This is a genomic window from Lysinibacillus sp. RS10 (assembly GCF_041956855.1).
In the GTDB taxonomy this organism is placed as follows: domain Bacteria; phylum Bacillota; class Bacilli; order Bacillales_A; family Planococcaceae; genus Lysinibacillus; species Lysinibacillus xylanilyticus_A.
In genome coordinates this window covers 4870925-4888744 of sequence record NZ_CP167122.1, presented here as the reverse complement: position 1 = coordinate 4888744, position 17820 = coordinate 4870925, and the positions used below count along the sequence as shown (strand labels likewise).

The 17820-nt window shown below is 39.2% G+C and carries 15 protein-coding genes and 3 tRNA genes; 13 read left to right on the top strand and 5 right to left on the bottom strand.

Annotation, left to right across the window (positions count from 1 at the left end):
• Nucleotides 1-87 precede the first annotated feature (87 nt).
• Complete coding sequence (locus ACB089_RS24375; RefSeq protein WP_368638487.1) at nt 88-525, top strand: S1 domain-containing RNA-binding protein; 438 nt, start codon at nt 88-90, stop codon at nt 523-525.
• Between the two features lie 183 nt (nt 526-708).
• On the opposite strand, the gene ACB089_RS24370 is transcribed toward ACB089_RS24375, so the two are convergent.
• From ACB089_RS24370 to ACB089_RS24350, 5 genes are all read right to left on the bottom strand, one after another.
• Nucleotides 709-960, bottom strand: a complete 252-nt coding sequence (locus ACB089_RS24370) for a hypothetical protein (protein ID WP_368638488.1) — start codon at nt 958-960, stop codon at nt 709-711.
• Nucleotides 961-1233: 273 nt separating this feature from the next.
• Nucleotides 1234-1305: transfer RNA gene (locus tag ACB089_RS24365), tRNA-Glu, on the bottom strand.
• A 5-nt stretch (nt 1306-1310) separates the two neighbouring features.
• A tRNA-Met gene (locus tag ACB089_RS24360) sits at nt 1311-1387 on the bottom strand.
• A gap of 10 nt (nt 1388-1397) precedes the next feature.
• A tRNA-Gly gene (locus ACB089_RS24355) sits at nt 1398-1472 on the bottom strand.
• A 60-nt stretch (nt 1473-1532) separates the two neighbouring features.
• Nucleotides 1533-1748, bottom strand: a complete 216-nt coding sequence (locus ACB089_RS24350; protein WP_374964299.1) for a hypothetical protein — start codon at nt 1746-1748, stop codon at nt 1533-1535.
• 235 nt (nt 1749-1983) lie between these two features.
• On the opposite strand from ACB089_RS24350, the gene ACB089_RS24345 reads away from it, so the two are divergent.
• The 12 genes from ACB089_RS24345 to pabC all read left to right on the top strand — a co-directional run bounded on the left by ACB089_RS24345 (nt 1984) and on the right by pabC (nt 17815).
• Complete coding sequence (locus ACB089_RS24345; RefSeq protein WP_374964297.1) at nt 1984-4383, top strand: SpoIIE family protein phosphatase; 2400 nt, start codon at nt 1984-1986, stop codon at nt 4381-4383.
• Between the two features lie 25 nt (nt 4384-4408).
• Nucleotides 4409-5815 carry a tRNA lysidine(34) synthetase TilS gene (gene tilS, locus ACB089_RS24340; RefSeq protein ID WP_374964296.1) on the top strand — a complete coding sequence of 469 codons (1407 nt, stop codon included), beginning with the start codon at nt 4409-4411 and terminating at the stop codon, nt 5813-5815.
• 64 nt (nt 5816-5879) lie between these two features.
• Nucleotides 5880-6422: a hypoxanthine phosphoribosyltransferase gene (gene hpt, locus ACB089_RS24335; protein WP_374964294.1), complete on the top strand. Its 543-nt coding sequence runs from the start codon at nt 5880-5882 to the stop codon at nt 6420-6422.
• A 580-nt stretch (nt 6423-7002) separates the two neighbouring features.
• Nucleotides 7003-9027 (top strand): ATP-dependent zinc metalloprotease FtsH, encoded by a 2025-nt coding sequence (gene ftsH / locus ACB089_RS24330; protein ID WP_374964293.1) that lies wholly within the window; start codon nt 7003-7005, stop codon nt 9025-9027.
• 179 nt (nt 9028-9206) lie between these two features.
• The gene (locus ACB089_RS24325) at nt 9207-10040 is read left to right on the top strand and encodes an aldo/keto reductase (protein WP_374964291.1); all 834 of its coding nucleotides are present in this window, start codon (nt 9207-9209) and stop codon (nt 10038-10040) included.
• Between the two features lie 624 nt (nt 10041-10664).
• Nucleotides 10665-11432 carry a type III pantothenate kinase gene (locus tag ACB089_RS24320; RefSeq protein WP_374964289.1) on the top strand — a complete coding sequence of 256 codons (768 nt, stop codon included), beginning with the start codon at nt 10665-10667 and terminating at the stop codon, nt 11430-11432.
• A gap of 21 nt (nt 11433-11453) precedes the next feature.
• Nucleotides 11454-12335 (top strand): Hsp33 family molecular chaperone HslO, encoded by an 882-nt coding sequence (hslO, locus tag ACB089_RS24315; protein ID WP_374964287.1) that lies wholly within the window; start codon nt 11454-11456, stop codon nt 12333-12335.
• Nucleotides 12319-13290, top strand: coding sequence for a peptidyl-prolyl cis-trans isomerase (locus ACB089_RS24310; RefSeq protein ID WP_374964286.1), 972 nt, complete (start codon nt 12319-12321; stop codon nt 13288-13290). The genes hslO and ACB089_RS24310 overlap by 17 nt, the downstream gene beginning before the upstream one ends.
• Nucleotides 13291-13875: 585 nt before the next feature.
• Nucleotides 13876-14805 (top strand): cysteine synthase A, encoded by a 930-nt coding sequence (gene cysK, locus ACB089_RS24305; protein ID WP_374964285.1) that lies wholly within the window; start codon nt 13876-13878, stop codon nt 14803-14805.
• Between the two features lie 182 nt (nt 14806-14987).
• Nucleotides 14988-16397, top strand: a complete 1410-nt coding sequence (locus ACB089_RS24300) for an anthranilate synthase component I family protein (protein WP_374964284.1) — start codon at nt 14988-14990, stop codon at nt 16395-16397.
• The gene (gene pabA, locus ACB089_RS24295) at nt 16394-16975 is read left to right on the top strand and encodes an aminodeoxychorismate/anthranilate synthase component II (protein ID WP_068986609.1); all 582 of its coding nucleotides are present in this window, start codon (nt 16394-16396) and stop codon (nt 16973-16975) included. Before ACB089_RS24300 ends, pabA begins: the two co-directional genes overlap by 4 nt.
• Nucleotides 16976-17815 carry an aminodeoxychorismate lyase gene (gene pabC, locus ACB089_RS24290; protein ID WP_374964283.1) on the top strand — a complete coding sequence of 280 codons (840 nt, stop codon included), beginning with the start codon at nt 16976-16978 and terminating at the stop codon, nt 17813-17815. It begins immediately after the preceding gene.
• The last annotated feature ends 5 nt before the right edge of the window (nt 17816-17820 follow it).

Below are 17820 nucleotides of genomic sequence, written 5' to 3'. Positions count from 1 at the left end.
GAGAAACTTATTGCAGTAAAAAGTTTGATTAAATTGATTACATGGCTCAAATGAGTCGCTTAATTTTTAAGGAGGAGCATTTTTTTTATGTCAATTGAAGTAGGCAGCAAGGTACAAGGTAAAGTAACAGGAATTACAAATTTTGGAGCATTCGTTGAGCTGCCAGATGGCAAAACAGGCTTAGTACACATCAGTGAAGTTGCTGACAACTATGTAAAAGATATCAATGAGCATCTAAAAGTTGGAGATGAAGTTGAAGTAAAAGTGATGAATGTTGAAGCGGACGGAAAGATTGGTCTTTCAATCCGTAAAGCAAAGCCTCAAGCTGAGAGACCAGAGCGTCCAGAGCGTCCAGCACGTCCTCGTCGCGATAATCGTTCTAATGATCGCAACGAGCGTCATCAACCAAAAGAGAATTTTGAACAGAAAATGGCACGTTTCTTAAAAGATAGTGATGAGCGTCTAACAACACTTAAACGTGCTACAGAGTCAAAACGCGGTGGTCGCGGCGCAAGAAGAGGGTAGTTTGCTGACTGTTTTAATCGTAGAAAAAGTGTATGAAATAGAGTTGGGATTAGCTTTTATTAAAGCTAATCCCTTTTTTGATAGTTAAATAATATAATCCTCAAAACTTCATAAAAAGGCTACCTCGAAATATCATCTAGCCATACGTCATTATAACTTTTCTAGTAGGGATACATGAATTCCCTACAACGTGGATGTGGGTCTTTTTTTCTTTTTAGGAGCTGGCGCGGGTATTTGTTCAGTAGGTGCTTCTGAAGACTTTTCTACTGGGTTAACAACCATTTTGACAAGTAAAAACACACCATATACACTAACGGCTAGCCCAGCGATGAGTAAAAATATTTGTAAAGCAAAAGGTAAATTAATAAGAATGGACACGAGAATAATCATAGAGCCACTTCCGCAAATTAAAGCAGCTTTTGTTAATGAACCCAAAGGAAATAAACCTCCTAGTTAATTCGTTCTTTTCATTATTAGTATGCCATATTTTTTGTAGACAGTAAAAAACATAAGTAAATATGGCGTTTCCTAGTACATAATTTTATAACTGGAAAGGTTACTGCCATATCTTTTTTAACTTCTTTCAGCAAATGTCTAAACATCCGCAGGCCTAAGCACAAAGCCCATTCCGGACGCAATTATGTTGAGGCAAATTGATCGTGCAAAAAAATAGGCGCCTCAGAACGATTCTGAGACGCCTATTTGAAATGACCCCTACGGGATTCGAACCCGTGTTACCGCCGTGAAAGGGCGGTGTCTTAACCACTTGACCAAGGGGCCTACTATGGTGGCGGCCGAGGGGATCGAACCCCCGACCTTACGGGTATGAACCGTACGCTCTAGCCAGCTGAGCTAGGCCGCCATTAATATTATGGAGCGGAAGACGAGGTTCGAACTCGCGACCCCCACCTTGGCAAGGTGGTGTTCTACCACTGAACTACTTCCGCATTTGTTTTAAGGACAAGTTAAATAATACAAGCCTTTGTTACTAACGTCAAGTAGTTTTCTTAAAAAAATAATAAAAATATATGGTCAATATAAAAATTTATAAATTGGTTAAAGCCTCCGGCGGATGTCGCGGTATCGGAAAGGAGTTCTTTAAAGTCAGTTAGCCTAAAATCATGTTGTTGCTGCCGCTTCGCTTTCGCACAGACAAAACTTGTTGCTGCCGCTTCGCTTTCGCACAGACAAAACCTTGTTACTGCCGCTTCGCTTTCGCACAAAAAACATCTGCAGGTCAAAGTACAAAGCCGATTCCGGACGCGATTATGCCGAGGCATAATTGCTTAGCTGATTTTGATTTTGTACACTCTATAGTTTTCGTGGGAATTGTTGCCATATCTCGTATTTATGTATATGTATTCGTCGAAATGTTTATATTTTTTTCTGTCACCGTCAGACAATCTTTCCGCACATAATTTTTTATAATAGCCAAAAGTGCAGAAAGGGGATAGTGAAATGACGAGTGTTGAATGGTATAACACAGCAAATGTAGATGATGATCAGAAATTAGGAGCGAAAAAAAGGCAATTGATGATTGGCTCCCTACTTTTTTTAACATCCTTTTTTTTAGCTCAGTCTGTTGTATTTGAAGCGGCTGTACCTTTCTCGGTTCCTTTTTGGGCAATTATTCGAACGAAGTATAAGGAATATGCCAAATATGTTTTGTGTGGTGGTTTAATAGGGTGTTTTTTCCTTGGTTTTGGACAAGTCTTTATTTTAGCGTTGCAAATTGTTATGTATGAATGTATTATGCGCTTTCGCTATTGGCAGCTGCCACAAAGTATTGCAGTCTCTTTAGCGGTACTGTTTGTGCAGATCATGTGGCAGGGGATTATGTATCAAGGCTTACCACCGGTGCTTGTACAATTTTATGTAGGCTGTGAAGCAGCTTTAGCCCTTATTATGACGTTGTTTATGCAAGTGTTGTTTGTTAATTCTTATGAATGGTTTACGAGTCATTGGACATATGAGAAGCTAGGTTCTGGATTAGTTGTATTTGCTGCTATGCTTACAGGGATGCAAGCTATTGTCATAAGCTATTTTTCACTCCCCATTTTTCTATTACAACTATTAATTTGTTTTGGTGCGCTAGTAGGAAGTGTACCATTAGCAACGGTTATCGGAGCCGTGCTCGGGACCCTTATTGGTGTTGCAAAACTTTCATTTTCAGGTATGCTTTCTGTAGCAACTTTAACGGGATTGTGCGCAGGGATGGGAGCTCGTGCTGGAAGGTTTGGTGTAGCAATTAGTAGCATTTTGCCAAGTGTGTTTTTTTTATTTTACGATGCAACATTACCGTTAGATAGTGTTTATTTTACATCGATTGTTATCGGGAGTATTGTTTTTCTAACCATCCCCAAAAAATATTCTGATAAAGTACGGGACAAGTTGTTTCCACAACGTGAGGAGGTCTTGCTCGCTCGTCAAAATTGGTTAACGGAGCATGTTACGTATAAACTAGAGCATTTTCAGCATTTTGTACAATTTATGAAGGAGCTTGTGTTTGAACGCTTTATGACGGTCCCGATAGAAGAGGCAAAGGAAATATCACCGATGAATACATGTTTAAGTTGCTTCCGGTATGATCGCTGTTGGGGAGCGCAAAATAACGGAATGGACAAGCTTATGACGGACTGGTTCCATATGAAAGGCGTTGGAAAGGAATCTGCTCTTCACCGTGTCGAAGAACAACTACGCTTAAAATGTGTAAAATCAACGAAGATTTTTGAAGAATTAGAAACAGAGTTATACAGAGAGCGCATTAATGGACAGTATTTTCATGGTAAGAAAATGATTGCGCTTCAGCTGCGGGATATGAGCAATCATCTAAGTCAATTAATAGCGGAGATGAAAGAAGAGGCTATCTCCTTCGTCAGTGTGGAAAAGGACATTACTCAACGATTAAAAGATGCACATATTGAATGCTTTCAACTAGATGTAATAAGCAATAAGCCTGGAGCACGAAAAATTGTATGTGCCTTATCACCGGCACGTGTCAATTGGGAGGAAGACACGACAGTAGCTGAACGGATGATACTGCCAATTTTATACGATATTTTTGAAGAACCCTTTGAAATTGAAAAAGTAGTGGCATGTGATGTACCATTTCGTCACATTCAAGTAAGCTTTAAATCAGCTATAAGCTTTGAAGTAGAGTATGATATATATAGCATGTCTAAAGATGCAACGTTATATTCAGGTGATTCCCATGCATTATTTCAATTGCACCCTGGACTATTTGCAATTTTATTGTCAGATGGCATGGGTCAGAGTAAAGAAGCACAGCATGAAAGTAGAAAATTAATACATTTAATGCGGGAATGCTTAAATTACAATATGAACCCAGAAACCGCGATGCATACGTTGCATTATGTCATGTCTTTAAAGCAACAAAATGATATGTATGCAACGCTAGATTTTGCCCTTGTCGATTTACAACACGGTGATTTATGGTCGTGGAAGGCTGGGGGAATGTCTACGTATATTTTACGTGGGAAAGAGGTGCTGAAGGTTGAAAGTAATGCAGCGCCTGTAGGATTTTTATCTATTTCAGCAGTAGAGGCTGAAAAGAGAAAGCTGAAAGCGGGCGATGTAATTTTAATGCACTCCGATGGATTATTTTCAAGTGTGGATGATTGGGACGAGCAGGAGGAGACATTTTTAGCGTATGCGCAGCAGGTAGCAGGCACTACTAAATCCATACAGGAAAAACTAACAACGATTATGCAATCTTTCCAATCTTTCTATAACATTGACGACGATTGCACTGTATTGATGCTAGAAGTTACCCATGTTGTACCTACATGGGCTGTGTTTAGACCAGTTCAACATTCTATGAGCAAAGTAACAAAATAGGAAACGAAAAGGGGAGGGGAAGCGTTTGTCACTTGAATTAAAGGTCAAATTATTTATTGAAAAAGAACAATTATTACAGCCAGACGATCATCTTCTCGTCGCCGTTTCGGGTGGATTAGATTCAATGGCTTTACTCCATTATTTTGTTACAACAAAAGAGCAATGGGGAATTACGGTAGAAGCCGTACATGTTGATCATATGCTAAGAGGTAAGGCATCTGCTGAGGATAGAGTTTTTGTTCAAAAATATTGTGATGAGTATGGTGTAAACTTATATGCAAAAGCTATTCCAATACCAGAAATCATGGCTTTAGAAAATGGAAATTCACAGCTTATTTGTCGTAGAGAACGGTATCAATACTTTAAAGAGGTCATGCGAAAAACAAACGCTAGCAAGCTTGTAACTGCACATCATGCGGACGACCAACTGGAGTCAGTATTAATGGCCCTGACAAAAAATGCAACGATAAATGGTATGCAAGGTATACGTTCACAACGCTTTTTTGAAGGAAAATCATTAATTCGTCCGTTTTTAACGGTTACAAAGTCCGAAATAAGGGAATATTTACTTATACAAGGTTTAGATTATCGGGAAGACGCTAGCAATTCTAAAGACACCTATGTACGCAATCGTTTTAGACATCATGTGGTGCCATTATTGGAAGCCGAAAATCCTCGAGTAACGGAGCAGGTGACCCATTTTACAAAACAATTGCAAGAAGATGATGCCTATTTAATGGCATTAGCGGAAGATGTATTTTCTAGAACGATACAAATTAGAAGCGGAAATACATATAGCATGGAAATTGAAGCTTTTCAATTGGTACCACTTGCTTTACAAAGGAGGCTCATTTTAATACTATTAAACTATCTTTACAAAGATTCAAATACGATACAAAGTTATGCTTTATTGACTTCAATTTCAAAGCTTTGTGATACGATAGCCGGGTATGCTGAAGTTCACTTGCCAGAAGATTTTATAGCAGTTCGCCGTTACGGAAAATTAACGATTCAGAAGAAAGAACCATTAGAGGAGCAAACTTCTCCTGAGAAAAAAGTTATTTCAACTGCTAATGGGTGGGCAACGCTGACAAATGGTGAACATGTATGTGTAGTCAAGTTGTCTGATTTATCGTCTGAAATGATGACGGATACTGCAAAACTTTTTTATTTTAACGCTAGCAAACTCAAACTTCCACTCTATGTTAGAGCGCGTAAGGAAGGAGACAGAATGCTGTTAAAAGGTATGGATCAGCCAAAACGCTTATCTCGCCTTTTTATAGATGAAAAGATTCCTTTAAATGAGCGAAATAGCTGGCCGTTACTGATTTCTCAATCTGATGAGGTAGTAGCGGTAATTGGTGTGCGTATGGGAATGCTTTTTTCAACCACTCCACAACCTAACGATGATACAGTGCTCATCGTAGACTAAGGTCTTTGTAAAATTTCACCGCAAATGGTTGAAAAATTTTTTATACACACGAGGAGGAATCGATATGTTACAAAATGACATCGAAAAAGTTATGATTACAGAAGAACAATTACAAGAAAGAATCGCTGATTTAGGAGCACAATTGACAGAGGAATACAAAGATTCATTCCCGCTAGCTGTTGGTGTTCTAAAAGGGGCAATGCCTTTTATGACAGACTTAATGAAACGTTTTGATTCTTTCATTGAGCTAGACTTTATGGATGTTTCTAGCTATGGCAATGCCACAGTTTCGTCAGGCGAAGTAAAAATTCTGAAGGATTTAAATACAAGCGTTGAGGGTCGTGACGTATTAATTATTGAGGATATCATTGATAGCGGCTTAACTTTAAGCTATTTAGTAGACTTATTTAAATACCGTAAAGCAAAATCCATCAAAATCGTTACATTGTTAGATAAACCATCAGGTCGTAAAGTAAACTTAGATGCTGATTATGTTGGTTTTGAAGTACCAGACGGCTTTGTTGTAGGGTATGGTTTAGATTATGCGGAAAGATACCGTAATTTACCATATATCGGCATTTTAAAACCAGAAGTCTATTCTTTCTAAGACGTAGGGGTTAACGAAAGTACACCAACTATGAAACGAGAGAGCCTCCAGCGAAGGCATAGATTTTTGTTTTTAGGTTCATCACCAAAAGTTACGGATGACATTTGTTAAAACGTATGTCATGTATATAAGTTGATTTGAGTGGAGGTTGGGCGACTCCTGGAGGATTAGTGATAGAGGAACGAAGGCTAAGAGCATCACATCCTGTGATAACGCCTTCGTGACCAACATCGTGTCGCTTTCGCGCATAAAATACATGCTTCGCTAAGCGAGGAATAGAGCGCCCTCAGGTAAGCGCCCAGTCAGAGCGAAAATTAACCTCTCGTTATGGTGATGAACTTTTTTAAGCGTAATTCAAAAATTTAGGGAAATTGTTCAGCTGTATCAAGATAAAGTAACAGGTACAACTACGCTGGGACGCAATTATGCCGAGGTATAATTGATAAATGCATGAATATGTTTCGATTTCGACAAAAATCGAACGAAACTTTTTTAAAGTAGGGCTTTTCGTTGTATGATGAAATCATGATATGTTAAGATTTTACTTATAATTTTTCTGTTTGTAATGAGGAGGCTGGAGATGAATCGAATATTTCGATATACCATATTCTATTTACTGATTTTCCTAGTGATTATCGGTATTTTTGGTACTTTCAATGGTGGCAATGCACCAACGAAAGATTTAACTTATGCTGAGTTTCAAGAAGCTCTAGATAAGAAAGAAATAACAAGTGCGACAATTCAACCTGATAAATCAGTATACATCGTTGAAGGTACACTGAAGGGTTATGAAAAGGGTCAAAAATTTACAGTAAATATCCCTCGTGATAACCAATCTTTAATGGACCGCATCGATGAGGCTGCTAAGGATAAGAATAGTAATATTAGATATTTAACAGCGCCGGAAACAAGTGGATGGATTCAATTCTTTACAGGGATTATTCCTTTCATCATTATCATTTTCTTATTCTTCTTCCTAATGAGTCAATCTCAAGGTGGCGGTAATAAAGTGATGAGCTTCGGTAAAAGTAAAGCTAAACTTTATGATGATCAAAAGAAAAAAGTTCGTTTTACAGATGTAGCGGGTGCTGATGAAGAGAAAGCGGAGCTTGTAGAGGTTGTTGATTTCTTAAAAGACCACCGCAAATTCACTGAAATTGGTGCACGTATTCCAAAAGGTATCTTACTTGTAGGTCCTCCAGGTACAGGTAAAACATTACTTGCACGAGCAGTGGCGGGTGAGGCAGGCGTACCATTCTTCTCGATTTCAGGTTCTGACTTCGTAGAAATGTTTGTCGGTGTCGGTGCATCACGTGTTCGTGACTTATTTGAAAATGCAAAGAAAAACGCACCATGTATCATCTTTATCGATGAGATTGATGCAGTAGGTCGTCAACGTGGCGCAGGTCTTGGTGGTGGCCATGATGAGCGTGAACAAACACTAAACCAATTATTAGTTGAAATGGATGGTTTTGGAGCAAACGAAGGTATTATTATTATCGCTGCAACAAACCGCCCAGATATTTTAGATAAAGCGTTATTACGACCTGGTCGTTTTGACCGTCAAATTACAGTAGGACACCCTGATGTAAAAGGTCGTGAAGCGATTCTAAAAGTACATGCGCGTAACAAGCCTTTATCGGATTCAGTGGATTTAGCAGCTGTTGCACAACGTACACCTGGATTCTCAGGTGCCGACTTAGAGAACTTGTTAAATGAAGCTGCACTTGTAGCTGCTCGTAAAAGTAAACGTACAATTAATATGGCAGATATCGATGAGGCATCTGACCGAGTAATTGCTGGTCCAGCGAAAGCTAGCCGCGTATACTCAGCAAAAGAGAAAAAACTTGTATCCTTCCATGAAGCTGGCCACGTAGTTGTTGGTTTAGAGCTAGATGAAGCAGATACAGTACACAAAGTAACAATCGTACCTCGTGGCCAAGCTGGAGGTTATGCGATTATGTTACCGAAGGAAGAACGCTTCTTCACAACAAAGCAAGAGCTACTTGACCGTATCGCGGGGCTTCTTGGTGGTCGTGTGGCAGAGGAAATCGTCCTTGGTGAAGTATCTACTGGGGCACATAACGACTTCCAAAAGGTAACAAGTATTGCGCGTGCCATGGTTACTGAATATGGTATGAGTGAAAATCTTGGTGCTATGCAGTTCGGTTCAAGTCAGGGTGGTAATGTATTCCTTGGTCGTGACTTTAATTCAGATCAAAACTATTCTGATTCGGTTGCTTATGAAATTGATAAAGAAATGCAAAAAATTATCGATACGCAATATGAGCGTACGAAACGAATCCTAACTGAAAAACGAGGATTACTTGATTTAATTGCTAATACATTGATGGAAAAAGAAACATTGAATGCGCAAGAAATCGAGCATTTACGTGACCACGGTGTTTTACCAGAGCCAGAGGTTGAAACGGTTGTAGAAAAAACTCTTAAAGTTGAAGTTCAACCAACATTAGATGTAGTTGGTGAACCAGTTGTTAAAAAAGAATTGCTTAACAATGAGCCAGCTCCAACAACGGCTGATCTACCAAAAGAAGGTCAAGAGCCAAACGATACACCTAAAGGTATCGATGAAAAACGTGATTAATATTGGAAAGACTGTTTACGATTTTTGTAAGCAGTCTTTTTCTTTGCCTTTTTTCAGCATAAGCTATTAGGATAGAGATATTATTTTACGCAGCTGCGTAATAGAGTTTCTAATATTTGTTCCGTACAAATACACCAGAACATTGGATGTATAACCAATATGGATAGGAGTGTTTAAAAGTGGGAAGCATAACATTGAATAATGGTCTAGAAATGCCTTTAGTAGGCTATGGTGTCTTTCGAGTGCCTGAAGGGGATGACTTGGCTGAAGCGGTAAAAACTGCTATTGCAAAAGGTTACCGTAGCATTGATACAGCGCAAGTATATCGCAATGAGGAAAGTGTTGGACGAGGTATTCGCGCAGCGATTGACGAGGGCTTAGTAACACGTGAAGAACTTTTCGTAACATCAAAAGTTTGGAATGATGGGCTTTCCTATGAAGAAACACTTTCAGCTTATGATAGTAGTTTAGAAAAATTAGGATTAGATTACTTAGATTTATATTTAGTTCACTGGCCAGGCATTGATACAAATTATGTGGATGTTTATAAAGCGCTTGAAAAGATCTATCAGGATGGACGTGTACGCTCAATTGGTGTTAGTAATTTTCATGTCCTTCATCTAGAAAATTTATTAAAGGAAACGTCGGTTATTCCTGTTATAAATCAAATTGAATTTCATCCGCACTTAATTCAAGAGGAAGTACGTGCATATTGCAAGGAAAAGGGAGTACAGGTAGAGGCGTGGTCACCACTAATGAATGGTTCTTTGTTGGAAGAAGCATTGATTCAGCAGTTAGCTACAAAATATAGAAAAACACCAGCGCAAATTGTGTTACGCTATGATGTTCAGCATGGTGTAGTAACAATTCCAAAAACAATGACTCCTACACGTATGACAGAAAATCTAGCTGTCTTTGACTTTGCTTTAACGGAAGAAGAAATGGCTCAGTTAGATGCATTAAATGATGGATTACGTTGTGGTCCAGACCCAGAAAAATTTAATTTTAAATAATATGAAAGGAGCTACCTAATAAGGGTGGCTCCTTTGTCATAATACTGAGTAGCAATAGTGTTCACTCTTGAAATGAATAAAATTTATAAAGGTTCTACGCTGTCGCTGGTTGGAGTGGAGGGCTAGTCGAGTGCTCTTGTCACTTCGCTTTCGTCGCAGAGCAAAGCTTCCCGTAGTGAAAGCTCGACGCTCGCTCACATGAAAGCGAGTAGCCTGGAACGGAAATTTAGTATGAGATTTAATTTTAAAGAGCTATCTAATATCAAAGTTAGCTCCTTTTTAAAGTGAACATGAATGCTGTTTCATAGGAATAAAAGTGTGGTATTATTTTCTAAAGTGTTTTAACTTTATCTTCATTCAGCAGAAGCACCTATGAAGGTGGTGAGATGAATGCAGATATGATTCTTTTTTAATCCAATCACCTACTGAATGAAGATGAAGCCTCCGGCGGATGTCACGGATTTTGAAAGGAATGAATTGTGCGGGCACAATTCAAAATCCGGACGCAATTACGCCAAGGCGAAATTGATTTTTTTGTGCATGAGTATGCATTGTTTTAGTTGTATCAATCGTATAGTGACAGGTACAATTACGATGAGGTGCAATAAATAGGAGGCATCAACCATGATTTTAGTTTTAGATGCAGGGAATTCGAATATCGTTTTAGGTGTCTATGATGACAACGATCAATTAGCCTTCCATTGGCGTATGGTGACAGACCTTCATAAAACAGAAGATGAATACGCAATGCAAGTACTATCTTTCTTTAATCATGCAGGCATTTCATTTGAACAAGTTAAAGGTATTATCATATCCTCAGTTGTACCACCAATTATGTTTTCCTTAGAAGCGATGTGTCAAAAGTATTTCCGTAAAAAACCGCTCGTTGTAGGACCAGGTGTGAAAACAGGATTGAATATTAAATATGAAAACCCGCGTGAAGTTGGCTCAGACCGCATAGTTAACGCTATTGCAGCTCTTGAAGTTTATAAAGCACCGCTGATTATTGTTGATTTTGGTACTGCCACAACATATTGTTACTTAAACGAAAAGGGCGATTATATGGGCGGTGCTATTGCTCCAGGTATTTCGATTTCTACGGAGGCGCTCTATACACAGGCAGCTAGATTGCCGCGTATTGAAATATTGCGCTCTCCACATATTGTTGGAAAGACAACTATATCTGCGATGCAGGCCGGAATTTTTTATGGCTTTGTTGGGCAAGTAGAGGGAATTGTTAATCGCATTAAAGCGCAAAGTAAGGAAGAGCCTTTAGTTATTGCTACTGGAGGATTAGCAAATTTAATTGCTGGGGAGACGCAAGTTATTGATATAGTCGACCCGTTTTTAACATTAAAAGGCTTATATAAGCTATATAAACGTAATCAATAAGAAATGAGGGACATTTCATTTATGAAAGACTATTTAGTACGAGGTTTAGGGTTTAATGGACAGGTTCGTGTTTTTGCAGCTTGTACAACAGCAACAGTAGGAGAAGCGCAACGTCGTCATAATACATGGCCAGTTGTGTCGGCAGCCCTTGGTCGTTCGATGACTGCTGCAGTGATGATGGGTGCCATGTTAAAAGGTGAGGAAAAAATCACTGTTAAAATTGAGGGGAACGGTCCAATCGGTCCAATGGTAATGGACAGTAATGCGCACGGTGAAGTACGTGGCTTTGTAACAAATCCTCACGTTCATTTCGATTTAAACGAGCACGGTAAGCTTGATGTTCGAGCAGGTGTTGGGGCAGAGGGTTCATTAACAATCGTAAAAGATCTTGGCTTGAGAGACATGTTCTCTGGACAAACGCCAATTGTATCAGGTGAAATTGCTGAAGATTTTACTTACTACTTTGCTACATCAGAGCAAGTACCTTCATCAGTTGGTCTAGGTGTTTTAGTAAATCCTGATAACACAATTCTCGCAGCAGGCGGCTTCATCCTTCAGTTAATGCCAGGCTGTGAAGAAGAAACAATCGATGAAATCGAACAGCATCTGGCTACTATAGAGCCAGTTTCAAAAATGATTGAAAAAGGCTTTACACCAGAGCAAATTTTAGAAGCTGTATTAGGAAAGGGTCATTTACAAATTTTAGATTCCATGCCGGTAGCATTTAAATGTCAATGTTCAAAAGAGCGATTTGGTGCAGCAATTTTAGGTTTAGGGACACAGGAAATTCGAGAAATGATTGATGAAGATGGCGAAGCAGAAGCACAATGTCACTTCTGTTTAGAAGCATACCATTTCTCAAAAGAAGAGCTAGAAGGATTTATCGATGAGCTCAACGCGTAATCGGAGACCTTTAAAAACTACAACGTCCAACCAAACGCCCTTATTGCACCGCCGTTTAAAAACTAAACCTGCTTTAACAGTTATTGTAATTTTATTATTAGGAAATATTCTTTGGCTTATTGCTTGGTTAATCCCAAATGAAGTTCGAGAAATTGGTAGCGATGAACAAGTCGCTGCCATTGACGGGGATATTGTTACACGTCAAGAGTGGATGGTTGCCATGGAAGAACGCTATGGTAAAGAGACACTACAAAATTTAGTGAATGAATCTGTGATGGAAAAGGCAGCGAAGAAATATAAAATAAAAGTTACGGATGAAGAGATTGATTTAGAGCTAGCTTTAATGCGTTCTGCTCAAGATAAATTTGATACAGCCATGAAAAACCTTTCAGCGGAGCAGCTACGACAAAAAATCCGCTCACAACTTATTTTAGATAAGGTACTGACAAAAGATGTGGTTATAAAAGAAGACAGTATTGAAAAATATTATGAGGAAAATCAGGCACTGTATAATACGAAAACAAGCTATCGTACTAATTTTATCGAGGTGGACTCCAAAAAAGCTGCTGAGGAAGCGTTAAGTGAAATAAAAAATACCTCTGATTTTTCAGTACTAGCACGTGAAATCTCAGTAGATAGCGCGTCAGCTAGTTTAGGAGGAGATATTGGTTTCCTTACGGAAAAACAGGAAAATGTTGATCCTGCCATTTTAAAAGCTGCGGAGGCTTTAAAAGTAGGTGAGGTTAGTAAAGCATTTAAGCTTGATAACGGACATTACGGAATTGTACAAGTTCAAGAAATAGTAGAAGGACAATCCTTTACATATGACGATGTGAAAGAACATATTGAACGTGAGCTTGCGCTAGAGCAATTGCCACAATCTGTTACACCAGAAGCATTTTGGTCGGAATTCAATGCAACTTGGTATTACGGAGAAGCAAAAAAAGGTAAATAAGAGATTGCTCCGAAATGAGTAACAATTATGCCTCGGTATAATTGCGTCCGGAATCGGCTTTGTGCTTAGGCCTGCAGATGTTTTTTGCGCGAAAGCGTAGTGCTAACGCAGCGTCAGCAACGTGTTTTTGTCTGTGCGAAAGCGTAGCGGCAGCAACACAGCACCGATGTTGGTCACTCAGTCGTTGCCACATGACGTGGCGTTCTTAGACTGAGTTCCTCTATTTCGGCTCACCATCTATAGAGGTGGGAGACTTCTGTATCTGTCACTTCGCTTTCGCTACAAAAAAAATTTGTAACTGCCGTTTCACTTACGTTACATAAAACACTCGATGGAAGAAGTTAAAGAATCTGCAAGACATCTGCTTGAAAAGTGAGCCAGGAAAACACTGCAGACGTTTAGCGTCAACAGAGTAACGGCTACTCTAGGATATTGAGCAGATTTTTTATTTACCCTAGTTTAGCTCGATGGCAATAAATATTCTGAAAATATAAGTTTTATTGATTGACAATCGAATGGAAAAATTGATAAAATCAAAATAAGTAAAACCTATGAAAATAGTAGGAATTAGGAGTGGATGGATAAATGAGTAGATTAGCGAACTCAGTAGCTGAATTAGTCGGTAAAACACCGATTGTAAAGTTAAATCATGCAACAGGTGAAAACGAAGGTACTGTTTATGTGAAATTAGAATATTTTAACCCAGGTAGCTCAGTAAAGGACCGTTTAGCTTTAGCGATGATTGAAGCAGCTGAGAAAGACGGTACATTAAAGCCAGGTGGTATAATTATCGAGCCTACTTCTGGTAATACTGGTATTGGTCTTGCGATGATTGCTGCGGCGAAGGGCTATAAAGCAATTTTAGTGATGCCAGAAACAATGAGTTTGGAGCGTCGTAACTTATTACGTGCATATGGTGCAGAGCTTGTATTAACACCTGGACCAGCAGGTATGAAAGGTGCGATTGCTAAAGCGGAAGAATTAGCTGCTGAGCATGGTTACTTCTTACCACAACAATTCACAAATCCAGCTAATGCTGTTGTTCACCGTTTAACAACTGGTCCGGAGATTGTAGAAGCATTTGAAGGTTTAAAATTGGATGCATTTGTTGCTGGTGTTGGTACAGGAGGTACAATTACGGGTGCGGGTGCTGTGTTAAAAGAGAAATATCCTGATATCGAAATTATTGCTGTTGAGCCAAAAGATTCACCAGTGCTTTCTGGCGGTCAACCAGGACCTCATAAAATTCAAGGTATCGGAGCCGGCTTCGTACCTGAAGTGTTAGATACAGATGTATATTCTTCTGTATTTCCAGTAGAAAATGAGATTGCTTTCGAGGTAGCTCGTAAAGTAGCGCGTGAAGAAGGTATTTTATGTGGTATTTCATCGGGTGCAGCTATCTATGCTGCTATTGAAGCAGCAAAACGTTTAGGTAAGGGCGCAAATGTTCTGGCAGTTGTACCTTCTAATGGGGAACGTTATTTATCAACACCATTATATCAATTTGAAGACTAATCTAACTATATTTGTACGTAAGGACTCCTTTCAACGAGGAGTTCTTTTTTGTTTAACTATAAATTTTTAAATGTAGAAACCTAAAGAAATAAATTAAAGGGAGCGATTTAAAAATATTCGCTTCTAGGCAATATTCAAGTTAAGATGGAATCACATCAAATGACTTAAAGGGGAATAGCAACTTGAAGACGATACTTACGAAAACAATAACGATGGATGCAGATTCGTTCTTTTATAGCTATAAGAAGCAAACGGAAGCAGAGCAAGCACATGTATTTTTAGAAAGTGGACGTGGAGGAAATTTTACCATAGCTGCTTGGAATCCGTTGGCTACGGCGCAATCGGTTGAGAATGGTCTGCTTGTAAATTGGAGAAATGGTGAGAGCGAAGTTTTAAACGGTGAGCCTCTTGCTTTGCTAGAAGAATTGTTAGAGAAATATCATCTTTCATACAATGCTGAGCTTCCTGCTTTTCAGGGGGGAGCTATAGGGTTTGTTACATACGATTATGCGCGTAAAATTGAAGTGCTACCTAACACTGCTGTAGATGATTTACATGTACCAGATATTTATTTTTATATCTTTGATTGCTGGGCAGTACATGATGTCAAAACAAATAAAGTAACGCTAATGAAGCTAACAGACTGTGGCGTAGATTTAGAAGAACGTGCTAAGGCATGGCAAGGGGCAGCGCAAGAAGGATTGCTTTCACGCAAATTTGAAAAAACAAACGCTGTAGAAATAGTGAATGACGAAAGTGAATTGTTAGTATCATTTGCTGGATCTGACTTTGAAGACGCAGTAAGTAAAATTCAAACATATATAGCCCAGGGCGATGTGTTTCAGGTGAATTTATCCGTACGTCAATCCAAAAAATTAAATGCAACTGCAATGGATGTATATGAAGCATTACGTGCATTTAACCCGTCTCCTTATATGGCATATATAGAAGCGCCGGATTTTGCTGTCGTTTCTGGATCACCTGAGCTTTTGGTGAAGCGTCACGGCAATGAATTGTCTACGCGACCAATTGCTGGAACACGACCAAGGGGGAAATCCGAGGCGGAGGATTTAGCATTAGCGCAGGAATTGATTGATAACGACAAGGAACGTGCCGAACATGTAATGCTTGTTGATTTAGAGCGAAATGATTTAGGACGAGTGTCTACATTTGGAACGGTTGAAGTAGATGAGTTCATGGTCATTGAACGCTATTCCCATGTGATGCACATTGTTTCGAATGTACGAGGAGAAATGGCTGAGGGAAAAACGAATGCAGACGTGATCCGTGCCATGTTCCCAGGAGGTACGATAACAGGTGCTCCGAAAATCCGTACGATGGAAATTATCGAAGAGTTAGAACCTGTAAGAAGGGGATTATACACTGGCTCAATTGGCTGGCTAGGCTACACGGGTGATATGGAATTTAATATTGTTATTCGTACAGCATTTGTTAAAGACGGAGTAGCGCATATCCAGGCAGGGGCAGGCATTGTTATTGATTCTGTTCCGGAAAAAGAATACCAAGAGTCTCTAAATAAAGCGAAGGCAATGTGGCAGGCAAAGGCAATGGCAGAGGAGCGAGCAAAATGATTTTAATGATTGATAACTATGATTCATTTACGTATAACCTAGTGCAGTATTTTGGAGAATTTGGTCATGAATTAGTGGTGAAAAGAAATGATGTATTGACGTTGAAAGATATTGAGCAACTTGCACCAGATATGATTGTCATTTCTCCAGGACCATGTAGCCCAAATGAGGCAGGTGAAAGCCTGAACATTATTAAGTATTTCGCGGGAAATATTCCGATTTTAGGAGTTTGTCTTGGTCATCAAGCAATTGCTCAAGTTTTCGGAGGGAAGGTTATACGAGCTGAGCGTTTGATGCATGGTAAAACATCGCCGGTGTTACATGCTGAAATAGGTTTGCATAAGGGAATGCCAAATCCATTTGAAGCAACTCGATACCACTCCTTGATTGTTGAAAAAGAGACATTACCAGCATGTTTTGAAGTAACTGCATGGACAGAAGAAGGCGAGATTATGGGTATTCGTCATAAGGACTATCCAATTGAGGGCGTGCAATACCATCCTGAATCGATTATGACGGAGCAAGGTAAAAAGCTTCTACGTAAGTTTATAGAATTGTATGTAGAGGGAGCGAAGTAAATGCTGTGTTGGATGAACGGTGACTACGTAGCGGCGCAGGATTTGCGCATTTCGCCATTCGATCATGGATTTTTATATGGTTTAGGTTTTTTCGAAACGTTTCGAACGTATAAGGGAAAGGTGTTTTGCTGGGAAGCACATATGGAGAGGTTGCAAACAGCGCTTTCTCAATATCGTATTCATCTTCCTTATACTGAAGATGATTTACTAAAGGTTGTTCAGCAATTAAATGAACAGGCGAATGGGCAGGATGGCTATTTCCGTTTAAATGTATCAGCTGGAGAACATAGTATCGGTTTGCAGCCGACTGAATATAGACATCCGAATGTTATTGTTTTTCGCAAAGAATTACATGATACACCTAGAGGTATGGAAAAAAACGCACAGTGGCTTGTAACACCTCGTAATACTCCTGAAAAAGGACTGCGAGTGAAATCACATCATTATGGCAATAACGTTCTTGGGCGTTTTGAAATGCCATCTTTGGCGCAACAAGAAGGCTTCTTTTTAACAGAAGATGGCTATGTTGCTGAAGGTATTACATCAAATATCTTTTGGGTGAAAAATGATATACTATATACGCCTTCTCTAGAGACTGGTATTTTACCTGGAATTATCCGAGCATGGGTAATTGAGCGAGCGCAATCTCTAGGGATGAAGGTAATGGAAGGTTTCTATACTAAAGCAGATGTGGAGCAAAGTTTAGAATGCTTTATTACCAACTCTGTGCAAGAACTAGTTCCAATTCGTAAATTAGAAAACAAGAAGTTACTAGGCAATGAAGGGCCTGTTTATTCGTGTTTACATGAAGCATTTGTCAATGAAGTGGAACAAGAATAGAAGGA

What these genes read in the sequence shown, in the direction of transcription:
- pabA (WP_068986609.1), top strand. Translation starts at nt 16,394, where the DNA reads ATGATTTTAATGATTGATAACTATGATTCATTTACGTATAACCTAGTG.
- pabC (WP_374964283.1), top strand. Translation starts at nt 16,976, where the DNA reads ATGCTGTGTTGGATGAACGGTGACTACGTAGCGGCGCAGGATTTGCGC.
- ACB089_RS24310 (WP_374964286.1), top strand. Translation starts at nt 12,319, where the DNA reads ATGAGCTCAACGCGTAATCGGAGACCTTTAAAAACTACAACGTCCAAC.
- ACB089_RS24375 (WP_368638487.1), top strand. Translation starts at nt 88, where the DNA reads ATGTCAATTGAAGTAGGCAGCAAGGTACAAGGTAAAGTAACAGGAATT.
- hslO (WP_374964287.1), top strand. Translation starts at nt 11,454, where the DNA reads ATGAAAGACTATTTAGTACGAGGTTTAGGGTTTAATGGACAGGTTCGT.
- ACB089_RS24345 (WP_374964297.1), top strand. Translation starts at nt 1,984, where the DNA reads ATGACGAGTGTTGAATGGTATAACACAGCAAATGTAGATGATGATCAG.
- ftsH (WP_374964293.1), top strand. Translation starts at nt 7,003, where the DNA reads ATGAATCGAATATTTCGATATACCATATTCTATTTACTGATTTTCCTA.
- hpt (WP_374964294.1), top strand. Translation starts at nt 5,880, where the DNA reads ATGTTACAAAATGACATCGAAAAAGTTATGATTACAGAAGAACAATTA.
- ACB089_RS24320 (WP_374964289.1), top strand. Translation starts at nt 10,665, where the DNA reads ATGATTTTAGTTTTAGATGCAGGGAATTCGAATATCGTTTTAGGTGTC.
- cysK (WP_374964285.1), top strand. Translation starts at nt 13,876, where the DNA reads ATGAGTAGATTAGCGAACTCAGTAGCTGAATTAGTCGGTAAAACACCG.